11 protein-coding genes are annotated in these 16,098 nt (G+C 66.3%); all 11 read right to left on the bottom strand.

Annotated features, from left to right (window positions below):
- Window positions 1-3 precede the first annotated feature (3 nt).
- Window positions 4-2,265, bottom strand: a complete 2,262-nt coding sequence (locus tag MLJ35_RS00670; protein ID WP_243382152.1) for an alpha-amylase family glycosyl hydrolase — start codon at window positions 2,263-2,265, stop codon at window positions 4-6.
- Between the two features lie 19 nt (window positions 2,266-2,284).
- Window positions 2,285-3,937 carry an alpha-glucan family phosphorylase gene (glgP, locus tag MLJ35_RS00665; RefSeq protein ID WP_243382149.1) on the bottom strand — a complete coding sequence of 551 codons (1,653 nt, stop codon included), beginning with the start codon at window positions 3,935-3,937 and terminating at the stop codon, window positions 2,285-2,287.
- A gap of 71 nt (window positions 3,938-4,008) precedes the next feature.
- On the bottom strand, window positions 4,009-5,730 hold the full coding sequence (locus tag MLJ35_RS00660) for an alpha-amylase family glycosyl hydrolase (protein ID WP_243382147.1): 1,722 nt from the start codon (window positions 5,728-5,730) through the stop codon (window positions 4,009-4,011).
- A 69-nt stretch (window positions 5,731-5,799) separates the two neighbouring features.
- A complete protein-coding gene (locus tag MLJ35_RS00655; protein WP_243382145.1) occupies window positions 5,800-6,240 on the bottom strand; it encodes a pullulanase-associated domain-containing protein in 441 nt (146 codons plus the stop codon).
- A 56-nt stretch (window positions 6,241-6,296) separates the two neighbouring features.
- On the bottom strand, window positions 6,297-7,187 hold the full coding sequence (gene malG, locus MLJ35_RS00650; RefSeq protein WP_243382143.1) for a maltose ABC transporter permease MalG: 891 nt from the start codon (window positions 7,185-7,187) through the stop codon (window positions 6,297-6,299).
- An 11-nt stretch (window positions 7,188-7,198) separates the two neighbouring features.
- On the bottom strand, window positions 7,199-8,731 hold the full coding sequence (malF, locus tag MLJ35_RS00645) for a maltose ABC transporter permease MalF (RefSeq protein WP_243382141.1): 1,533 nt from the start codon (window positions 8,729-8,731) through the stop codon (window positions 7,199-7,201).
- Between the two features lie 76 nt (window positions 8,732-8,807).
- Window positions 8,808-10,013, bottom strand: a complete 1,206-nt coding sequence (gene malE / locus MLJ35_RS00640; RefSeq protein ID WP_243382139.1) for a maltose/maltodextrin ABC transporter substrate-binding protein MalE — start codon at window positions 10,011-10,013, stop codon at window positions 8,808-8,810.
- Between the two features lie 45 nt (window positions 10,014-10,058).
- Window positions 10,059-11,156 carry an ABC transporter ATP-binding protein gene (locus MLJ35_RS00635; RefSeq protein ID WP_243382137.1) on the bottom strand — a complete coding sequence of 366 codons (1,098 nt, stop codon included), beginning with the start codon at window positions 11,154-11,156 and terminating at the stop codon, window positions 10,059-10,061.
- Between the two features lie 62 nt (window positions 11,157-11,218).
- On the bottom strand, window positions 11,219-12,907 hold the full coding sequence (locus tag MLJ35_RS00630; protein ID WP_243382135.1) for an alpha-amylase family glycosyl hydrolase: 1,689 nt from the start codon (window positions 12,905-12,907) through the stop codon (window positions 11,219-11,221).
- A 69-nt stretch (window positions 12,908-12,976) separates the two neighbouring features.
- Window positions 12,977-14,335 (bottom strand): maltoporin, encoded by a 1,359-nt coding sequence (locus tag MLJ35_RS00625; protein ID WP_243382133.1) that lies wholly within the window; start codon window positions 14,333-14,335, stop codon window positions 12,977-12,979.
- A 79-nt stretch (window positions 14,336-14,414) separates the two neighbouring features.
- On the bottom strand, window positions 14,415-16,064 hold the full coding sequence (locus tag MLJ35_RS00620) for an alpha-glucosidase (protein WP_243382131.1): 1,650 nt from the start codon (window positions 16,062-16,064) through the stop codon (window positions 14,415-14,417).
- Window positions 16,065-16,098 lie beyond the last annotated feature (34 nt).

Here is a 16,098-nt window from a genome sequence, read left to right as displayed (position 1 = left end):
TGACTATTTCCTGAAGATGGCCGAGGTCAGCGGATCCAACGTCACCGTGGTGCCGCTGACGGCCACGCCGGTAGGCGTGGAGATCGCCGCGGTGCCGGCGGTCGCGCCATCGGCGACCAGGGTGGCCGTGGTGAGGTCGATGTCCGCCGAGAAGGTCTTCGCGGTGGTGTCGGCATTGTGGAAGACGTAGTAGGTGCCGGTGCCGTCCGAGGACACGGCCTTGTAGCCGAAGGCCAGGGCGCTGGTACCGGCGCCGGCTGGAAGGCTGGTCAGGTTCGCAGAACGCACGGCGTCGGGCAGGCGGAAGGCGTTGGTGCTTTTTCTCAGGACGATGAGGCCCTGGACGTAGCGGTAGAGCTGGGTGCCGTTCTGGGTCGTATCGTAGTTGGTGAAACCGCCGGCCAGGGGATTGCCGTTCGTGTACACCCGGGACCAGGCCACCAGGTTGATGGCGTCGGAGGCGTTGTACGAGTTGTCCACGAAGTAGCGGCCGCCGTTCGACTTGGTGTTGGCGTACAGCCCCGTGGTCTCCTTCGTCCGGAACATCTCGTCCCCGGCGTGGATGAACGCGAGCCCCTGGGAGGTGAGCAGCGCGGCATAGCCCACCCGGGCCCGTTTGAGGAGTACGGCGTCGCCCGCGGCGGTTTTGGGCGAGGCGGTGGCCATGGCCAGCACGTCGTAGAGGCAGAGGTTGTCGTGGCAGGTGAGGTAGCTGGCCACGTTGTCCGTGGAGCCGGGCGCGAAGGCGGGGCTGGTGTTGGTGGGCACGCCGGCGATGTTGGAGAACAGGGCGGCCACCGACTGGGAGACGCCCGTGAGGAAGGCGGGCTGGCCGTCGTTGGGATAGCCGTTCTTGAGCACCTGGCGGTAGCTGTCGGAGAACATGGCGACGTTCTGGCCGAGGAACTGGGCGGAGTTCCCCTGGTCTGCGCCCGCGGTGGCGTCGCCGTTGTAGTCCGTGGCCGGCCCGCTGTAGAAGCCGTTCCAGCCCTCCCCGATGAAGAGGGTCTTCGGGTTGTAGGAGGTGGCCGCGGCGTAGGCGGCCTTCACCGTCTGGGTGTCCAGCACCCCCATGAGGTCGAAGCGGAACCCGTCCACCTTGTACTCCCGCACCCAGTAGGCGACCGAGTCCACGATGAGCTTCCGCGCCATCTTGGCCTCGGAGCGCACGTCCTGGCTGCCGGCCCCGTTGCGGCTGGTGCTGCGGTAGTAGTAGCCCTGGATGCCGGTATCGCCCAGCACGGCGTTGTTGGCCGTGTGGTTGTAGACCACGTCCAGGATGACGCCCATGCCCTGCTTGTGGATCTCATTGACCAGCGTCTTCAGCTCGTTGATGCGGGCGGCGGGATCGTCTGGTGTCGCCGAGTACATGCCCGTGGGGGTGAAGTAGTTCTGCGGATCGTAGCCCCAGTTGTAGTTGGCGCCGGAGGTCCTGGTAATGTCCAGCTCCCGGGTGCCGACCTTCGTCTGATCGTAGGTGTAGTTCTCCAGCGGGCAGAGCAGCTGCACGTGGGTGACGCCCAGTTTCTGGATGTGAGGCAGCAAGTCCACGAGCCCCTTGAACGTGCCCCAGGTATTCCCGGCGACGAAGCCGCTGAGGTTCGGGTCCACTGTGAGGTCGCGCACGCCGGCCTCGTAGATGATGGCGTCCCGGTTCGAGGCGTAGGCGTAGGGGGCGCTGGCGCCATCCGGCCCCCTCATGGCGGATCCATCGAAGTAGTAGGAGGCGCCCGCATAGGGCGTCCAGCCACCATCCGGACCGATCGCGGTGGGATCGACGATCGCGCCCTTCCCGATGCTGTCGCCGGGGATGGAGGCGCTGGGCGTACGCACCCACTGGGCCATGGACTTGGCGTAGGGGTCCAGCACGTACTCGCTGCCCACCTTGAAGACGTAGAAGCTCTGAACGGGAGGCGCGATGGCTCCGGTGCTCCAGACGCCGCCGGACCCACGGGTCATGACCACGGTCGCCGCAGGGGCGTTCAGGGCGTCGTTCCAGTGGGCGTAGAGGCAGAGGCTCACGCTCCCTGCGTTGGGGTTCCAGTAGGAGAAGGTCACGGTCCCGGCGCGGAAGACGGGGCCGAGGGCGGTGCTGGGCACCTTGTAGTAGCTGGCGTCAGGGGCCGGCGTGGCGTTCGGATCCGCATCCAAGGCGGAGGCGCTGGGGTTGGAGGGGCCCGTGCCACCGCCCCCACCGCCTCCACCCCCGCAGGCGAGCATGAGGACCAGGCTGGCGGTCAGGAGGGACAGGGCCGTTCGGGACATGGGACCTCCTGCGGAGGAGCTAGCGGGTGGCCCGCTTGTACATCCGGCTGTAGTACTCATCGAGCATGCGTTCGACGCCGAAGGCGTCACGGGTGCTCCGGATCGAGGCGGCCATCATGTCCACCCAGGCGTCGTGGCGATCGTAGTAGGCGGGCAGCACCTCGTCGGCCAGCACCTTCTTGAAGGCCTTGAAGTCGTGCTTGTCCAGCACCGCCTCGTCCTCGCTCTCGAACCCGTCGCCGAACTGCCAGCCGTTCACGCCGTGTTCGCAGGCCTCGGGCCACCATCCATCCAGGATCGACAGGTTCAGGACCCCGTTCATGGCGGCCTTCATGCCGGAGGTGCCCGAGGCCTCTTTGGGCCGGCGCGGGTTGTTGAGCCACACGTCGGAGCCGCGGGTGAGCATGCGGCCGATCTCCATGTCGTAGTTTTCCAGGAACACGACGCTGCCGGGGTATTTCCGGGTCATCTCCAGGATGTTTTCGACGATGCGCTTCCCGTTGTCGTCCAGGGGATGAGCCTTGCCGGAGAAGACGATCTGGAGGCGGCCGCTCTTGAGCAGGGGTTCGATGAACTTGCGGTCGGTGAAGATGAAGTTCGAGCGCTTGTAGGGCGCGGCGCGGCGGGAGAAGCCGATGAGCAGCTTCTCCGCATCGAGCTTCACGCCCGTGCGGGCCTCCACGAAAGCGATGAGCTTCTTCTTGTTGTCCAGGTGCGTCTTCCAGAGCGCGTCCTTGGCCTTCTTCGTGCCATCGTAGCCGGCCCCAAGCTCCAGCATCCGATGGTCCACCCAGGTGGGGCGGTGGATGGCGTTGGTGATGCCGATGATCTCGCTGCGCCCCTCAATGTGCTTCCACATCTGGTTGGAGGTGACGCGGTGCAGGTCGGCCACGGCGTTGGAGATGCGCGACAGGCGCAGCGCCCCCACCGTCATGTTGAAGGGGCTGCCGCCGAGCTGCTTGAGCTGGGCCTTCGTCATGCCGAGGTTGGCGCCCAGGTACAGGAAGCGGTCGATGGGATGGGACTCGTTCCCCTGGACGATGGGCGTGTGGGTGGTGAAGACGACCTCCTCGCGGGTCTTCGCCCAGGCGGCCTCGAAGGTGGCGCCCTTCGCCATGCGCTGGTGGATCAGCTCGAAGCCCGCGAACAGGGCGTGGCCCTCGTTGAAGTGGTAGACATCGGGCTTGATGCGGAGGGCCTGGAGGGCGCGAACGCCGCCGATGCCCAGCACCATCTCCTGGGCCACCCGCTCCTCGCCGAACCAGCCGTAGAGCTGGCCCGTGATCCAGCGCGCCTCGCCGTCGTTCTCCTCGATGTCGGTGTCCAGAAGGTAGAGGGAATCCACGCCATAGCTGTTCACCCGCCAGACCTTGATCTTCACCGGCCGGGCCTTGATCTCCACCTCGACGGTGACGCCGGTGTCCTCCAGGAACTCGTGACTGGCGTTCTTGTAGGCGTCATACACGCGGCCCGTCGCGGGATCCACCATCTGCTCGCCGTAGCCCTGCTTCCAGCGGATGCCGATGCCCACCATGGGATAGCCGTGGTCCTTCACGCCCTTCAGGTAGTCGCCGGCGAGGATGCCCAGGCCGCCGGAGTAGATCTTGAACGAGCTCTCGAGGGCGTACTCCATGCAGAAGTACGCGACCCGGGGCAGCTTCTTGGTGGTCATGCAGGCTCCTTCGTTCCCGATTTGTGCGATGTTCAGCGCGCCATTCATGCCGAACGGCGCGAAGGTCAAATTCAATGGGCCTTGCCCTGCACCCGCTCCAGCAGCACGACGCCGTCGGTCTCCAGCGCGACCTTTCCGGCCGCCACCGTGGCCGTGCGTCCGGTGTAGGCGTCCTGCAGGGTCTCGCCGTCCTGGAACACGCCGGCCACGGGGACACTCACCTGGCCCTTGGCGCCCAGGGCCACCACCACGCGGTCGCCGCTGGCCGCTTCGACGCGGCTGAAGGTGTAGGGAGCGTCGCCGAGCTGCCTGTGTTCGCCGGTGGCCAGGGCCCGGTGACGGGCCCTGAAGGTGCCGAGCTTGCGCCAGTGGGCGAGAACCTTCGGATCCACCTTGCCCCAGTTCATGTCCGAGCGCGTGGCTTGCTGCTTGTCCGTGCGGGGCATGGGCCCCTCCGGCCGGGCGGTCTCGTCGCCGTAGAAGATCTGCACGCCGCCAGGCGCCAGCAGGAGAGCCGTGCCGCCCTCGATGAGCCGCGTGCGGTCGAAGAGCTCCGTATCGTGGGACGAGAGGTAGTTCAGCATGTGGACGGGCTTGCCGGCCTGGGCCTGGGCATAGCCCCGGAAGAGCTTCTCGGGCCTGGCGAAGGCGCCGTCCTCCTGCTGGAAGTCGAAGTTGATCATGGCGTCGAAGCCGAAGCTCGTCAGCTTGTGCTTCTCGGGCCCGGCGCCCCAGTACTCGCCCACCATCCAGAAGGGGGCGTCGTCGATCTTGCGGGTGGGGTTCTTGGCCTTGAACTCCGCCAGGGCCTTCACGGCCTCGGCCTTGAGGGCGGCCCAGGCCTCGGGCTCCACATGCTTCACGGTGTCGCAGCGGAAGCCGTCGACGCCGTACTCGCGCACCCAGTCCGTGAGCCACTTGACGAGGTAGCCGCGCACGGTGGTGTTGGGGAGGTCCGCCGCCTTCGTGTCCGCCTTCTCCTTCAGGAACTTCGGGAGCTTCACGAAGTCGGGGCTCTCGGTCCGGAAGTCCGGCAGGAAGGCCAGCTGCATCGTAAGGTCGTTGCGGCCACCGTCAATGTAGCCGGGCAGTCCGGCCCTCACCCAGGGCCGGCCCCACCAATCGCCGAACTTGAAGGAGTTGTAGTCGATGTAGTTGTGGTAGTTCCGCAGCAGATTCGGATCCTTCTCCCAGCCGTCCCACAGGACGTCCACCTTCAGGTCCTTGGCGGTCTGGAGGTCGAGGTAGCCGGGGTGGTTCATCACCACGTCGAAGAGCACGCGGATGCCCTGGGCGTGGGCCGTGTCCACCAGGTCGCGGAGGTCTGCCGCCGTGCCCAGATTCTGGTCGATCACCGTGTAGTCCAGGGCCCAGTAGCCGTGGTAGCCGTAGTGCTTGAACTCCCGCTGGCCGCCCTGCACCCAGCCGTGGATCTGCTCGTACGGCGCGGTGATCCAGAGGGCGTTCACGCCCAGCTCCTTGAACCAGCCCTCCTTGAGCTTCTGGGTGAGGCCCTTGAAGTCGCCCCCGTGCCAGGTGCCCACGTCGTCCTTGGGATTCATCTCTCGCTGGCGGCCGTAAGCGTGGTCGTTGGAAGGATCCCCGTTGACGAAACGGTCCGTCATCACGAAATAGACGATGGGGTTCTCGGCGAAGGTGCCGGGGACGGCCGCCGGAGCCTGCCCTGGAGCCGGCATCGGAGCCTGGGCCCGCGAGGGCAGCCAGGCCGCGGCGAGGCCGCCTGCCACGAGGAGGGCGCGGACGGCAGCGGAGGAGCGGAGAGGGTTGGTCATGGGCATCTCATCAGAGTTCAAGGGCAGCCAGGGCCGGACGCAGCCCGGCCCTGGCGCCGGGGCATTCATTTACTTCTTGTCCTTCGTGCAGTCGTGGTCCTTCAGGGCCTCTTCCTTGGAGAAGTAGATGGTGCGGTCGCCGTTGATCACCCAGATCTCCTTGTGGGCGCGGCCGTCGAAGGCCATGTCCTTGGCGCCCTGCTCCTTGATGTCGCCTTTGTGGATGATGTAGTTCACCTGGGACCTGGAGCCGGTGTTGAACTCCTCCAGGTCCACCTGCCAGAAGACGCCGAAGTCGGTCTTCCCGGTGGGCATCATGGGGTTGGGCCACTCGATGTCGGGCAGGGGCATGTTGGGGCTCTTCCAGAGGTGCACGCCCCAGCGCTCGTACTTGCCGTCGCAGCGGTGGTAGTTGATCTGGATCTTGCCCTCGGGCGGCGCAGCGAGGGCGGGGGTGATGATCAGGGCGATCACGGCGATCGCCTTGAGGAAGGTCGTGCGGAGGCTCATGCGTGACTCCTTGGGGGAAGGGAGGGCTCGGCCCTCGGGTTGGGGGGGGAAACGGATCAGCCCTTGTTGGCGCCGGCCGTGAGGCCGGAGATCATCCAGCGCTGGACGAGAATAAAGACGACGGCGATGGGCAGGCCGGAAAGGATGGCCGCGGCCGCGAAATCGCCCCAGAGGTACCTCTGCTGGTAAAGGAACTGCTTCATGCCCGCGGCCATGGTGAGCTGGTCCTGGCTGCGCAGTAGGATGGAGGCCACCGGGTACTCGTTCACCGCGCTGATGAAGGCCAGCAGGAAGATGACCATGATGATGGGCAGGGCCATGGGCAGGAGCACCCGCCAGAACGCCTGCCAGGGGGTGGCGCCGTCCACGGTGGCGGCCTCCTCGATCTCGGCGGGGATGGTCTCGTAGAAGCCCTTGATGGTCCAGATGTGCAGGGCGATGCCACCGGAATAGGCCAGCACCAGGGCCCAGGGGCTGTCGATGCCGAAGGCGGGGAAGGTGTGCCCGAGGCGGGAGAAGATGGCGTGGATGGCGATGAGGGCCAAGATCGTGGGGAACATCTGCATCAGCATCAGCCCCACGAGCGAAGCCTTCTTCCCTCCGAATTTCATCCGGGAGAACGCGTAGGCGGCGGTGGTGGAGAGCAGCACCGCCGTGGTGGCCGAGAGGGTGGCCACCTTCACGGAGTTCCACAGCCAGCGCAGCACGGGCAGGTCGGGGATGATCACTTGGCCATCCGCGTTGGTCACGGGGAGACCCAGGGCGAAGCGCCAGTGTTCGAGGCTGATGGTCGTGGGGATCAGGCTCCCCGTGGCGAAGTTCCCGGGGCGGAGCGAGATGGAGACCACCATCAGCAGCGGAAAGATGACCAGGGCGCAGAGGCAGATCAGGAAGAGGTGGGCGGCGACGACGCGCCAGCGCTGGGATTTGTCGATGACGATGGCCATGGCGTCTCCTTTCAGCGCTTGGTGTCTTCGGCGATGCGGGTGGACCGGATCTGGATCATCGAGATCACGGCCACCATCAGGAACACCACCGTGGAGATGGCGGCGCCCAGGCCGAACTTCTGGCCCGAGTCCTGGAAGGCCATGCGGTAGGTGTAGGACACGAGGATGTCCGTGGTGCCCGCCGGCGTGGAGGTGTTGAGGAAGTCCGGCAGCCCGCCCGTCAGGAGGCTGATGAGCACGAAGTTGTTGAAGTTGAAGGCGAAGGAGGAGATGAGCAGCGGCGTCAGGGGCTTGAGGATCAGCGGCATCGTGATCCTGAAGAAGTTGGTGATCGGCCCCGCGCCCGCCACCGCCGAGGCCTCGTAGAGGTCCTGGGGGATCGCCTTGATGAGGCCCATGCAGACCACCATCATGTAGGGGAAGCCCAGCCAGGTGTTGACGATGAGGATCATCGTCTTGGCCAGGAAGGGATCCGAGAACCACGTGGGCTTGATGCCGAAGAGGCCGTTCAGCACCAGGTTGATCTCGCCGAAGTTGTTGTTGAAGAGCCCCTTGAACACGAGAATCGAGATGAAGCCCGGCACCGCGTAGGGCAGGAAGAGCAGCAGCCGGTACACGCCCCGGAACCGCAGGTTCTCCCAGCTCAGCAGCACGGCCAGCACCATGCCGAGTGCGGTGCAGAACACCACCGTCAGGGTGGAGAAGACGATGGTCCAGGTGAAGATCCGCCACAGCGGTTCGCGCAGGGAGGTGTCCGTGAAGATGTCGACGTAGTTCTTCCAGCCGATGTCCACCTGGAAGCCCGGCGTCACCGACTCGCCACCAGTGGTCTCGTAGAACCCCGTCTTGAAGTTGGGCCGGAGGACGTCATGGGTCTCGTTGTTCGTGAGGCTGCCGTCGGCGTTGCGGGTGAACTGGGGCCGGCTGGGGGCGAACTCCCGCAGGCCGGTCATGCGCACCTGGCCGCCGTCAGGCATGAGCACGGTGATGCCCTTGAGGAAGGGCTGGCGGTCGATCAGGTCCTTGAGGGGCATCTCGTCGCCGGGAAGCGGCCCAGTAGCAGGCTGGGCCTTCAGCGTGAGGTGCGTCCCCTCGGCGCCCAGGGCGAAGGGCTCCGTCGCGAAGGTGGCGCCGCTGTCTGCGTCCTCCAGGCGGAACCTCCAGTGATTGCCGTCGGCATGGAGCTCGGAGGTGTAGGTGGCGCCCTCGGCCCGATAGGTCTCCTCCAGCAGGTACTGGGTGGCCCGCTTGAAGGTCAGGAGGTTCGTGGAGCTGTAGTTGGTGAAGCCGATGCGGATGGTGTAGAGCATCGGGAAGACGACGAAGATCAGCGCCGCGCCGATGCCCGGGAAGAGGTAGCGGTACGCGTAGGTCTTCTTCGAGGTGTAGATCCACACGAAACAGACCAGGGTCACGAGCATGACGCCTGCCAGTAGGGTCTCGCCCGTGGCGTAGACCACGGTGACGACGTACAGCCCGGCCAGTCCCAGGAGGACCATCAGGAGGGGCGGCAGGAGGCGTTTGAGAACCGGCGGCATGGGCATGGGTGGATCCGAATCGGGAAGAGGGCCCCGGCTAGCGGGGCGGACCCGGAGGCCCGCCCCGCGCCGGGAGGAACGGCTACTTGAGGATCCGCTTGGCGGCGGCGTCCAGGGCTTCCTTCGGGGTCTGGCGGCCTTCGGTCATGTTGTTCAGGGCGGAGACCATCGCGGCCCAGAAGCGGCCCATGCGGGGATTGTTCGGCATGACGACGCCATCGGTGGCGCTGGCCATGGAGACCTGGATGAAGGGATCGTTCTTCATCTTGGCGTAGGCGGCCTTGTTGGCCGGAGCGCCGATGGCCACGTCGGCGTTGATGGTCTCGAGCCCCTTCAGCGTCAGCATGTTGTTCTCGATGAACTCGCGGGCGATGTCCACGTTCCCGGCGGAGGAGGCGGCCTTGGTGATCATGGCGCCCATGTAGCCCACGAAGGGCTTGGCGGGCTTGCCGGCCACGCTGGGGAGCTTGGCCACGCCGAAGTTGATCTTGGCCTTCTTGAGGTTGTCCCAGGCCCAGGGGCCGCTGATCATCATGGCGAGCTTGCCCTGGGCCATCTGGGCTTCCATGTCGGCATAGGTGGCGCCCTTGGGCATCACGCCCTCCTTCACCATCTTCGTGAGCAGCTCGGCGCCGATGACGGCTCCCGCGTTGTTCACGCCGGTGTCCTTCTGGTCATAGGTGCCGTCGGCGTTCATTTTGAAGGCGTAGCCGCCGTTGGCCGCCAGCATGGGCATGGTGAAGTAGGTGTTCGTGTAGTCCCAGAGGATGGCCTTCTTGCCCTGGGCCGCGAACTTCTTGTCGAGGGCGAAGATCTCCTCGAAGGTCTTGGGCGGCGTCTTGATCAGGTTCTTGTTGTAGATGAGGGAGACCGCCTCGATGGCCACGGGGTAGGCCCACACCTTGCCCTTGATGGTGAAGGCCTGCCAGGCCTTCGCGTCGATCTGCTCCTTGATCTTCTTGCCGGGGGTCACGGCGTTGATGACGCCGCTGTCGGCCCACTCGCCCACGCGGTCATGGGCCCAGATCCAGATGTCGGGCCCCTTGCCCTCTTCGGCGGCCGCCTGGAACTTGCCGGGGGCGTCCTCGGGATGCTCGACAACGACCTTCACGCCCGTCTTCTTGGTGAATTCGTCGCCCACCTTCTGGAGGCCGTTGTAGCCCTTGTCGCCGTTGATCCAGATGAGGAGCTTGCCCTTCTCGGCGGCCTGGGCCACGGTGAGGGCGCCGGCGACGAGCAGGGTGGCGGTGGTGGCCGCCAGTTTGCGGAGGGTGGATGGATGACTCACGACAGTCTCCTTGGGTTGGGCCGGAAGGTCCGGTGGATGAGAACGCTAGATGAGGCGGGTACAGGCCCGGCCATCCGGGCCGAACAGGTGGCAGTGCTTGGCCGGGAAACGGAGGTGGGTCTCGTCGCCGGTCCGGAGGGGGGTCTCGGGCAGGGCCTTCACCGTGAGCTGGCCCTGGCCGCCGGGGACATGGACGTACAGGAAGACGGTGTCGCCCAGGTGCTCGGACACGATGACGGATGTGCGGGCCGTGCCTTCGCCTGAGGCGGTCTCGGCCAGGAGACGCTCCGGGCGGATGGCCAAGGTGAGCGCCGCGCCTTCGGCTTGGCCCCGGGCGTCGACCTGCGCGGTCACCTGGGTGCCGTCCTCCAGCCGCACCGTGGCCAGCCCCTCCGTCGCGGAGACCAGCGTGCAGGGAAGGAAATTCATCTTGGGCGAGCCGATGAAGCCGGCCACGAAGCGGTTGGCGGGGCGGCGGTAGAGCTCCAGCGGCGTGCCCACCTGCTCGATGCGGCCCTCGTTGATGACCACGATGCGATCGGCCAGCGTCATGGCCTCCACCTGGTCGTGGGTGACGTAGACCATGGTGGTGGCCAGGTCCTTGTGCAGGCGGGCCAGCTCGACTCGCATCTGCACGCGCAGGCCGGCGTCCAGGTTGGAGAGGGGTTCGTCAAAGAGGAAGACGCCAGGCTTCCGAACGATGGCCCTGCCGATCGCCACCCGCTGGCGCTGTCCCCCCGACAGCGCCTTCGGACGGCGATCGAGCAGGGGTTCGATCTGGAGGATCTGGGCGGCCCGCTGGACGGCCTCCGCGATCTCCGGTTTCGGACGCCCGGCGAGCTTGAGGCCGAAGGCCATGTTCTCGGCCACGGTCATGTGGGGGTAGAGCGCGTAGCTCTGGAACACCATGGCGATGCCGCGCTTGGAGGGGGGCACCTCGTTCACCAGCTGGCCCCCGATGTAGAGCTCGCCGCTGGTGATCTCCTCCAGGCCCGCGATGCAGCGCAGGAGTGTGGACTTTCCGCAGCCCGAGGGCCCCACGAACACGACGAACTCCCCGTCGGTGATGCCGAGGTCGATCCCGTGGAGGATCTCGATGTCCCCGAAGGACTTGCGGAGGGCTTTGAACTGGAGGTCGGCCATGGGGATTCCGGATGAGACGGGTGGAGCCAGATGGATAGGGCCGCAGGGCCCGGGAGGCAAGGTCAGTTCAGGTCGCCGTGAAGGGTTCCCTGGAAGCCCGTGCCCGCCACGTAGAGCACGCGAATCCCGAAGGGGGGCAGGCTGGCGGCGGTGTAGGTGTCACCGCTGAGGGCGGTGGCCCCCTTCAGGTCGCCGAGAATGGCCTGGACGGGCCCCCCGGAGGGCGCGCCGAGGGCTGTCAGCCCGGACACGGTGACGGTCTGGGGCGATCCCGTGAGGTTCGCCACCACCAGCACCCGCTCGGTACCCGCGTCGCGCAGGTAGGCCAGCGCCTTGCCGGTGCCCACGTCGGTGGCAAGGGTCGCGTAGCCGCCGCGCAGGGCCGGGTAGGTATTCCGGGCCTGGATGAGGTACTTGCACCAGCTGAGGATGGAGTCGGGCTGGCCCGTCTGGGTCGCGACGGCCGCCCAGTCCATGGGCTGGCGGAGGTTGATGTCCGCGCCAGCCTTGCCGGTCATGCCCACTTCGTTGCCGTAGTAGAGGATGGGGGTGCCGGGGGACAGGAGGTTCAGGGCCTCGGCCAGGATGATTCGGCCCCGGTCGCCGCCGTACTGGGTGCCGGGGCGGGAAATCAGGTTGTCGTGGTTCGAGTCGAAGGTGGCCGAGCGGTAGCCCGCCGGGTAGGTGCGCTGCTCGTACTCCCAGAGGGAGGTCAGCTGTGTGGCATCCCCTCGGTTGATGGTGTTGTAGACAGCCCAGGGCGCGCTGAAATCCAGGCACATGTGGAACTCGTTTGTGCCGTTGCCGTAGTAGGGCGTGACGCCCGAGGCGTCGTTGGTCCAGGCCTCGGCGATCATGGCCTTGCTGCTGTGTTTCAAAGGATCGTTGCCCGGATGGGGATGGAGGTCGCCACTGTCGTACTCGTCCAGCAGCGCGCGGAAGGCCTGCAGCCGGGTGTGGGTGTCGGGCTGGTCCGCCTGCTGGCCGGGGCCGGTCTCGCAGAGGTAGCGCACGGCGTCCACGCGCATGCCGTCGAAGCCGCGGTCCAGCCAGAAGGCCTGGACCTTCCGCATCTCGGCCTGGACGGCCGGGTTGTAGAAGTTCAGGTCCGCCAGGGTGTCCGTGGCGAAGGAGGTGTAGAAATAGCCCGAGGCGCCGGATTTCCACACGTCCTGCGGGGTCCCCCCGCCCCAGGGCAGGCCCCAGCCGGCGGGTTGCCCGGAGTTCCAGACATACCAGCTGTCCCGGGTGGCCGCGTTCGTGAACCAGGGGTGCTTCGTGGAGGTGTGGTTGGGCACGAAGTCGAAGAGGATCCGCATCCCCTTTGCGTGCACCGCCTCGATGAGGGCCTTGAGGTCCGCGCGGGTGCCGAAGCGGTCGTTCACGGCGTAGTAGTCCGTCGTGTCGTACCCGTGCATGTTATCGCCCTTGTAGCCGCACTCGAAGATCGGCGACAGCCACAGGGTGTTCACCCCCAGGGACTGGAGGTAGTCCAGCTTGCCCTGGAGGCCGGGAAGGTCGCCGATGCCGTCCTGGTAGGCGCCATCGGCGAAGGCCTTCACCCAGATGTGGTAGACCACCGCGTCCCGGTACCAGCCGGGGGCGCTCTCCAATTGCTGGCCGATGGCGATGGTGGTGGTGTCCACCGGGTAGCGGCTGGCGTCGCTCGATGTGGGGCCGACGCAGGCCATTCCGCCCACCAGGAGGTAGGCGATCAGGGCCGTGGCCGTCATCAGGCGGAGGGTCTTCACATCCGGTCCTTTGCGTCAGGAGCGAGGAACGGCCCGTCCCGGAGGACGGGCCGTCTCTTCAGCCTTCCATTACCACCAGGCCTCGACCTGGGCGCCGAACGTCATGCCCTGAAGGGAGTTGCCGAACTGGCCTTCTCCGATCAGGTTCCAGTTGTTGGCGTTCTTGTTCCAGTCCGCTCGGGTGGCGAACAGGCGGATCACCGGGCGGCTCCAGAAGGAGGCCTGGGGGCTCCACTGCAGCGCGATGGTGTTCTTGAGGAGCTTGCGGGCCTCGGTCTCGTTGTCGAACTTCAGCTTGTCGAAGCCGACTTCATAGGCCACGGAGAAGTGCTTGGTGAAGAAGTAGGTGGGACGCACGCCAACGGAAGTCCAGGCGTTCGTGGTGCCTTCCATGGTGCCCTTGCCGTTCTGCTTCCGGTACTGCACCACGCCCTGCATTTCGAGGTTGGACATCGGCTTGATGTAGAAGATGTCCATGACGTGCCACCAGTTGTTCTCGGTCTTCACGTCGGGGTTGTACCAGTTCCAGTAAGTGGAGCCGTTGCCCCAGGTGGCGTAGACGCGGTTGTCGCCGCCAAGCACGCCGGCCTGGTTGACGATCAGGTTGTACTGGATGCCGTTGTTCTTGTTGCCGTCGTTCTCGTAGCCGGTCTTCGTGCGGGCGTCGTTGAACTGCACGCCGAAGGTCAACGATCCGCCTTCCCAGAGCTTGATGTCGGACACGCGCAGGTCGTGGGAGCCTACGATGGTGTGGCCGCCGCCACCCACCCACTGGCTGTAGGGGTTCACGGTGCCAAGGATGGCGCCATTGTTCCAGTCGCTGCCCAGGTTGCCGGTGTCGTGCTGGATGTAGGCGTAGTGGAGCTTGAGGGCACCGAAGTCGATGTTCTCGATGCCCACGCCGTCGCCGCTATTGTTCCAGTACCACTGGTCGCGGATGTGGAGGTCCTGGCGCATGTAGAAGCGCCGGCCGGCCCACAGGGAGGCGTCCTTGAAGGGACCGCTGTTCCCGAAGATGCCGGTGGCCTCGCCCCAGGTCTCGCGGAGGTAGACCATCTGGTTGGGGTTGGCGACCTTGCTGTTGTCCACATTGCCGCCGGCGTCGGCGGAGGCGTCGCGCACCTGGTAGTACTGGCGGAAAGTCGGGCGGAAATGAAGCTTGAAGGTGGTGTTGCCCTTCTCGTAGGCCTTCACGTCCACGGCCAGTTCAAGGTAGTTGTCAGTCTCGTTGCCGAGCCGGTAGCCGGGGCCGTTGGTGGGGGCGCCGCCGGTGTTGGCCATGAAGAACGACACCTGCTCGCCGCCGTTCGATGACCGGCCGACGCCCATGCGGGTGTAGCCGTGGATTTCGACCACGTCCTGCGCGAGGAGCGGTCCGCAGGCCAGCGCCAAGGGCAACGCGGCCTTGATGAGGGAGAGAGACTTCATGGTCTTGCCTCCAGTGGGAGAAGCCGCGGGGGCGGCGGGTTGGGTGGGAAGCTTGCGGAGGGAGGGCCGGCGCATGGGATCAGGCCATGCGGCCGAAGAAACCTCCCCAAGGGGGAAGGTGGAGGGTTCGGCCTTCGAGCCGGCAGGCCGGGAGGCCAGGCCCGTCGAGGGGCTGGACGGAACCGGGGACGGTGTGGCTGATGGGGTTGGGGCTCAGGTTGAAGACCGCCAGGATCTGTTCGTTTCCGGCCTCGCGGCGGAAGGCCAGGAGGGGCTCGGCGGTGCGCTGGAACCGGATGGTCCCGCGCCGGAGGGATTCGAAGCCTTTCCGCCAGGCGAGGAAACGTCGGTAGAAGCCCATGACCGAATCGGGGTCGGAGGCCTGGGCCGCCACGGAGCGGCGCAGGTGATCCGGGAACATCGGCAGCCAGGGTTCCACGGTCGAGAACCCGCCCCGCGGCGCCTCGCTGGTCCAGGGCATGGGGGTGCGGCAGCCGTCCCGGCCCTTGAAGTCGGGCCAGAAGGTGATGCCGTACGGGTCGATGAGGCGGTCGAAGGGCACCTCCGCCTCGGGCAGGCCCAGTTCCTCGCCCTGGTAGATGCAGAAGCTCCCCCGCAGGGAGCCCAGCACGGCCAGCAGCAGCTTCGGGAAGGCGGGATCATCCACGCCCTTGCCCCAGCGGGTGACCACCCGGACGCTGTCGTGGTTGGAAAGCGACCAGCAGCCCCACCCGCCGCCGCGACGGACATGGCGCTCGAACTCCTCCACCACGGACCGGATGCGCCCGGCGCTGAACTCGTCCGTGAAGAGGCTGAACCCGTAGGCCATGTGCAGCTTGTCGCCATCCGCGGTGTAGTCGGCCATGGTGGCGAGGGCGCCTTCATCCCCGATCTCGCCCACGCTCGTGGCGCCGTACTGGTCCAGCAGGATGCGGAGGCGCTTGAGGAACCCGAGGTTCTCCGGCTGGGTCTTGTCGTAGCGGTGGATCTGCCGCCCGTAGGGGTTGCCCTCCTGGACGGAGGTGAGCTCCACGGATCCAGGCCGGGCCGCCGGGTTGTTCCGCAGCCGCCGGTCGTGGAAGTGGAAGTTGCAGGCGTCGAAGCGGAAGCCGTCCACGCCGCGCTCCATCCAGAACCGCACTTCCTCGAGCAGCTGGGCCTGAACGGGCTCATGGTGGAAGTTCAGGTCCGGCTGGGACTCCAGGAAGTTGTGGAGGTAGTACTGCCGCCGGTGCGGCTCCCAGGTCCAGGCGGGGCCCCCGAAGACCGACTGCCAGTTGTTGGGCGGCGTGCCGTCCGCCTTGGCCTCGGCCCAGACGTACCAGTCCGCCTTGGGATTGATCCGGCTGGCTCGGCTCTCCTTGAACCAGGCGTGCTGGTCGGAGGAATGGGACAGCACCTGGTCGATGAGCACCTTCATGCCCAGGCGGTGCGCCTCGGCCACCATCCGGTCGAAGTCCGCCAGCGTGCCGAAGGTGGGGTCCACGTCCCGGTAGTTCGACACGTCGTAGCCGAAGTCCTTCATGGGTGACGTGAAGAAGGGCGAAATCCAGATGGCATCCACCCCGAGGTCGGCCACGTGGGCCAGATGGCGAGTGATGCCCGGAAGGTCGCCGATGCCATCCCCGTTCGTGTCCTGGAAGCTCCGGGGGTAGATCTGGTAGATCGCCGCCCCGCGCCACCATTCGGTGCCTGGGATCGCGTGGGCGACGGGTTCCCGGACGGGCATGGTCAGAGTTCCTTGTTGGGGTGAGGACGGGAGC

The sequence above is a fragment of the Geothrix alkalitolerans genome (assembly GCF_022808885.1).
In the GTDB taxonomy this organism is placed as follows: domain Bacteria; phylum Acidobacteriota; class Holophagae; order Holophagales; family Holophagaceae; genus Geothrix; species Geothrix alkalitolerans.
Note: the sequence above shows the minus strand (reverse complement) of the source record. Positions and strands in the feature narration are given on the sequence as shown.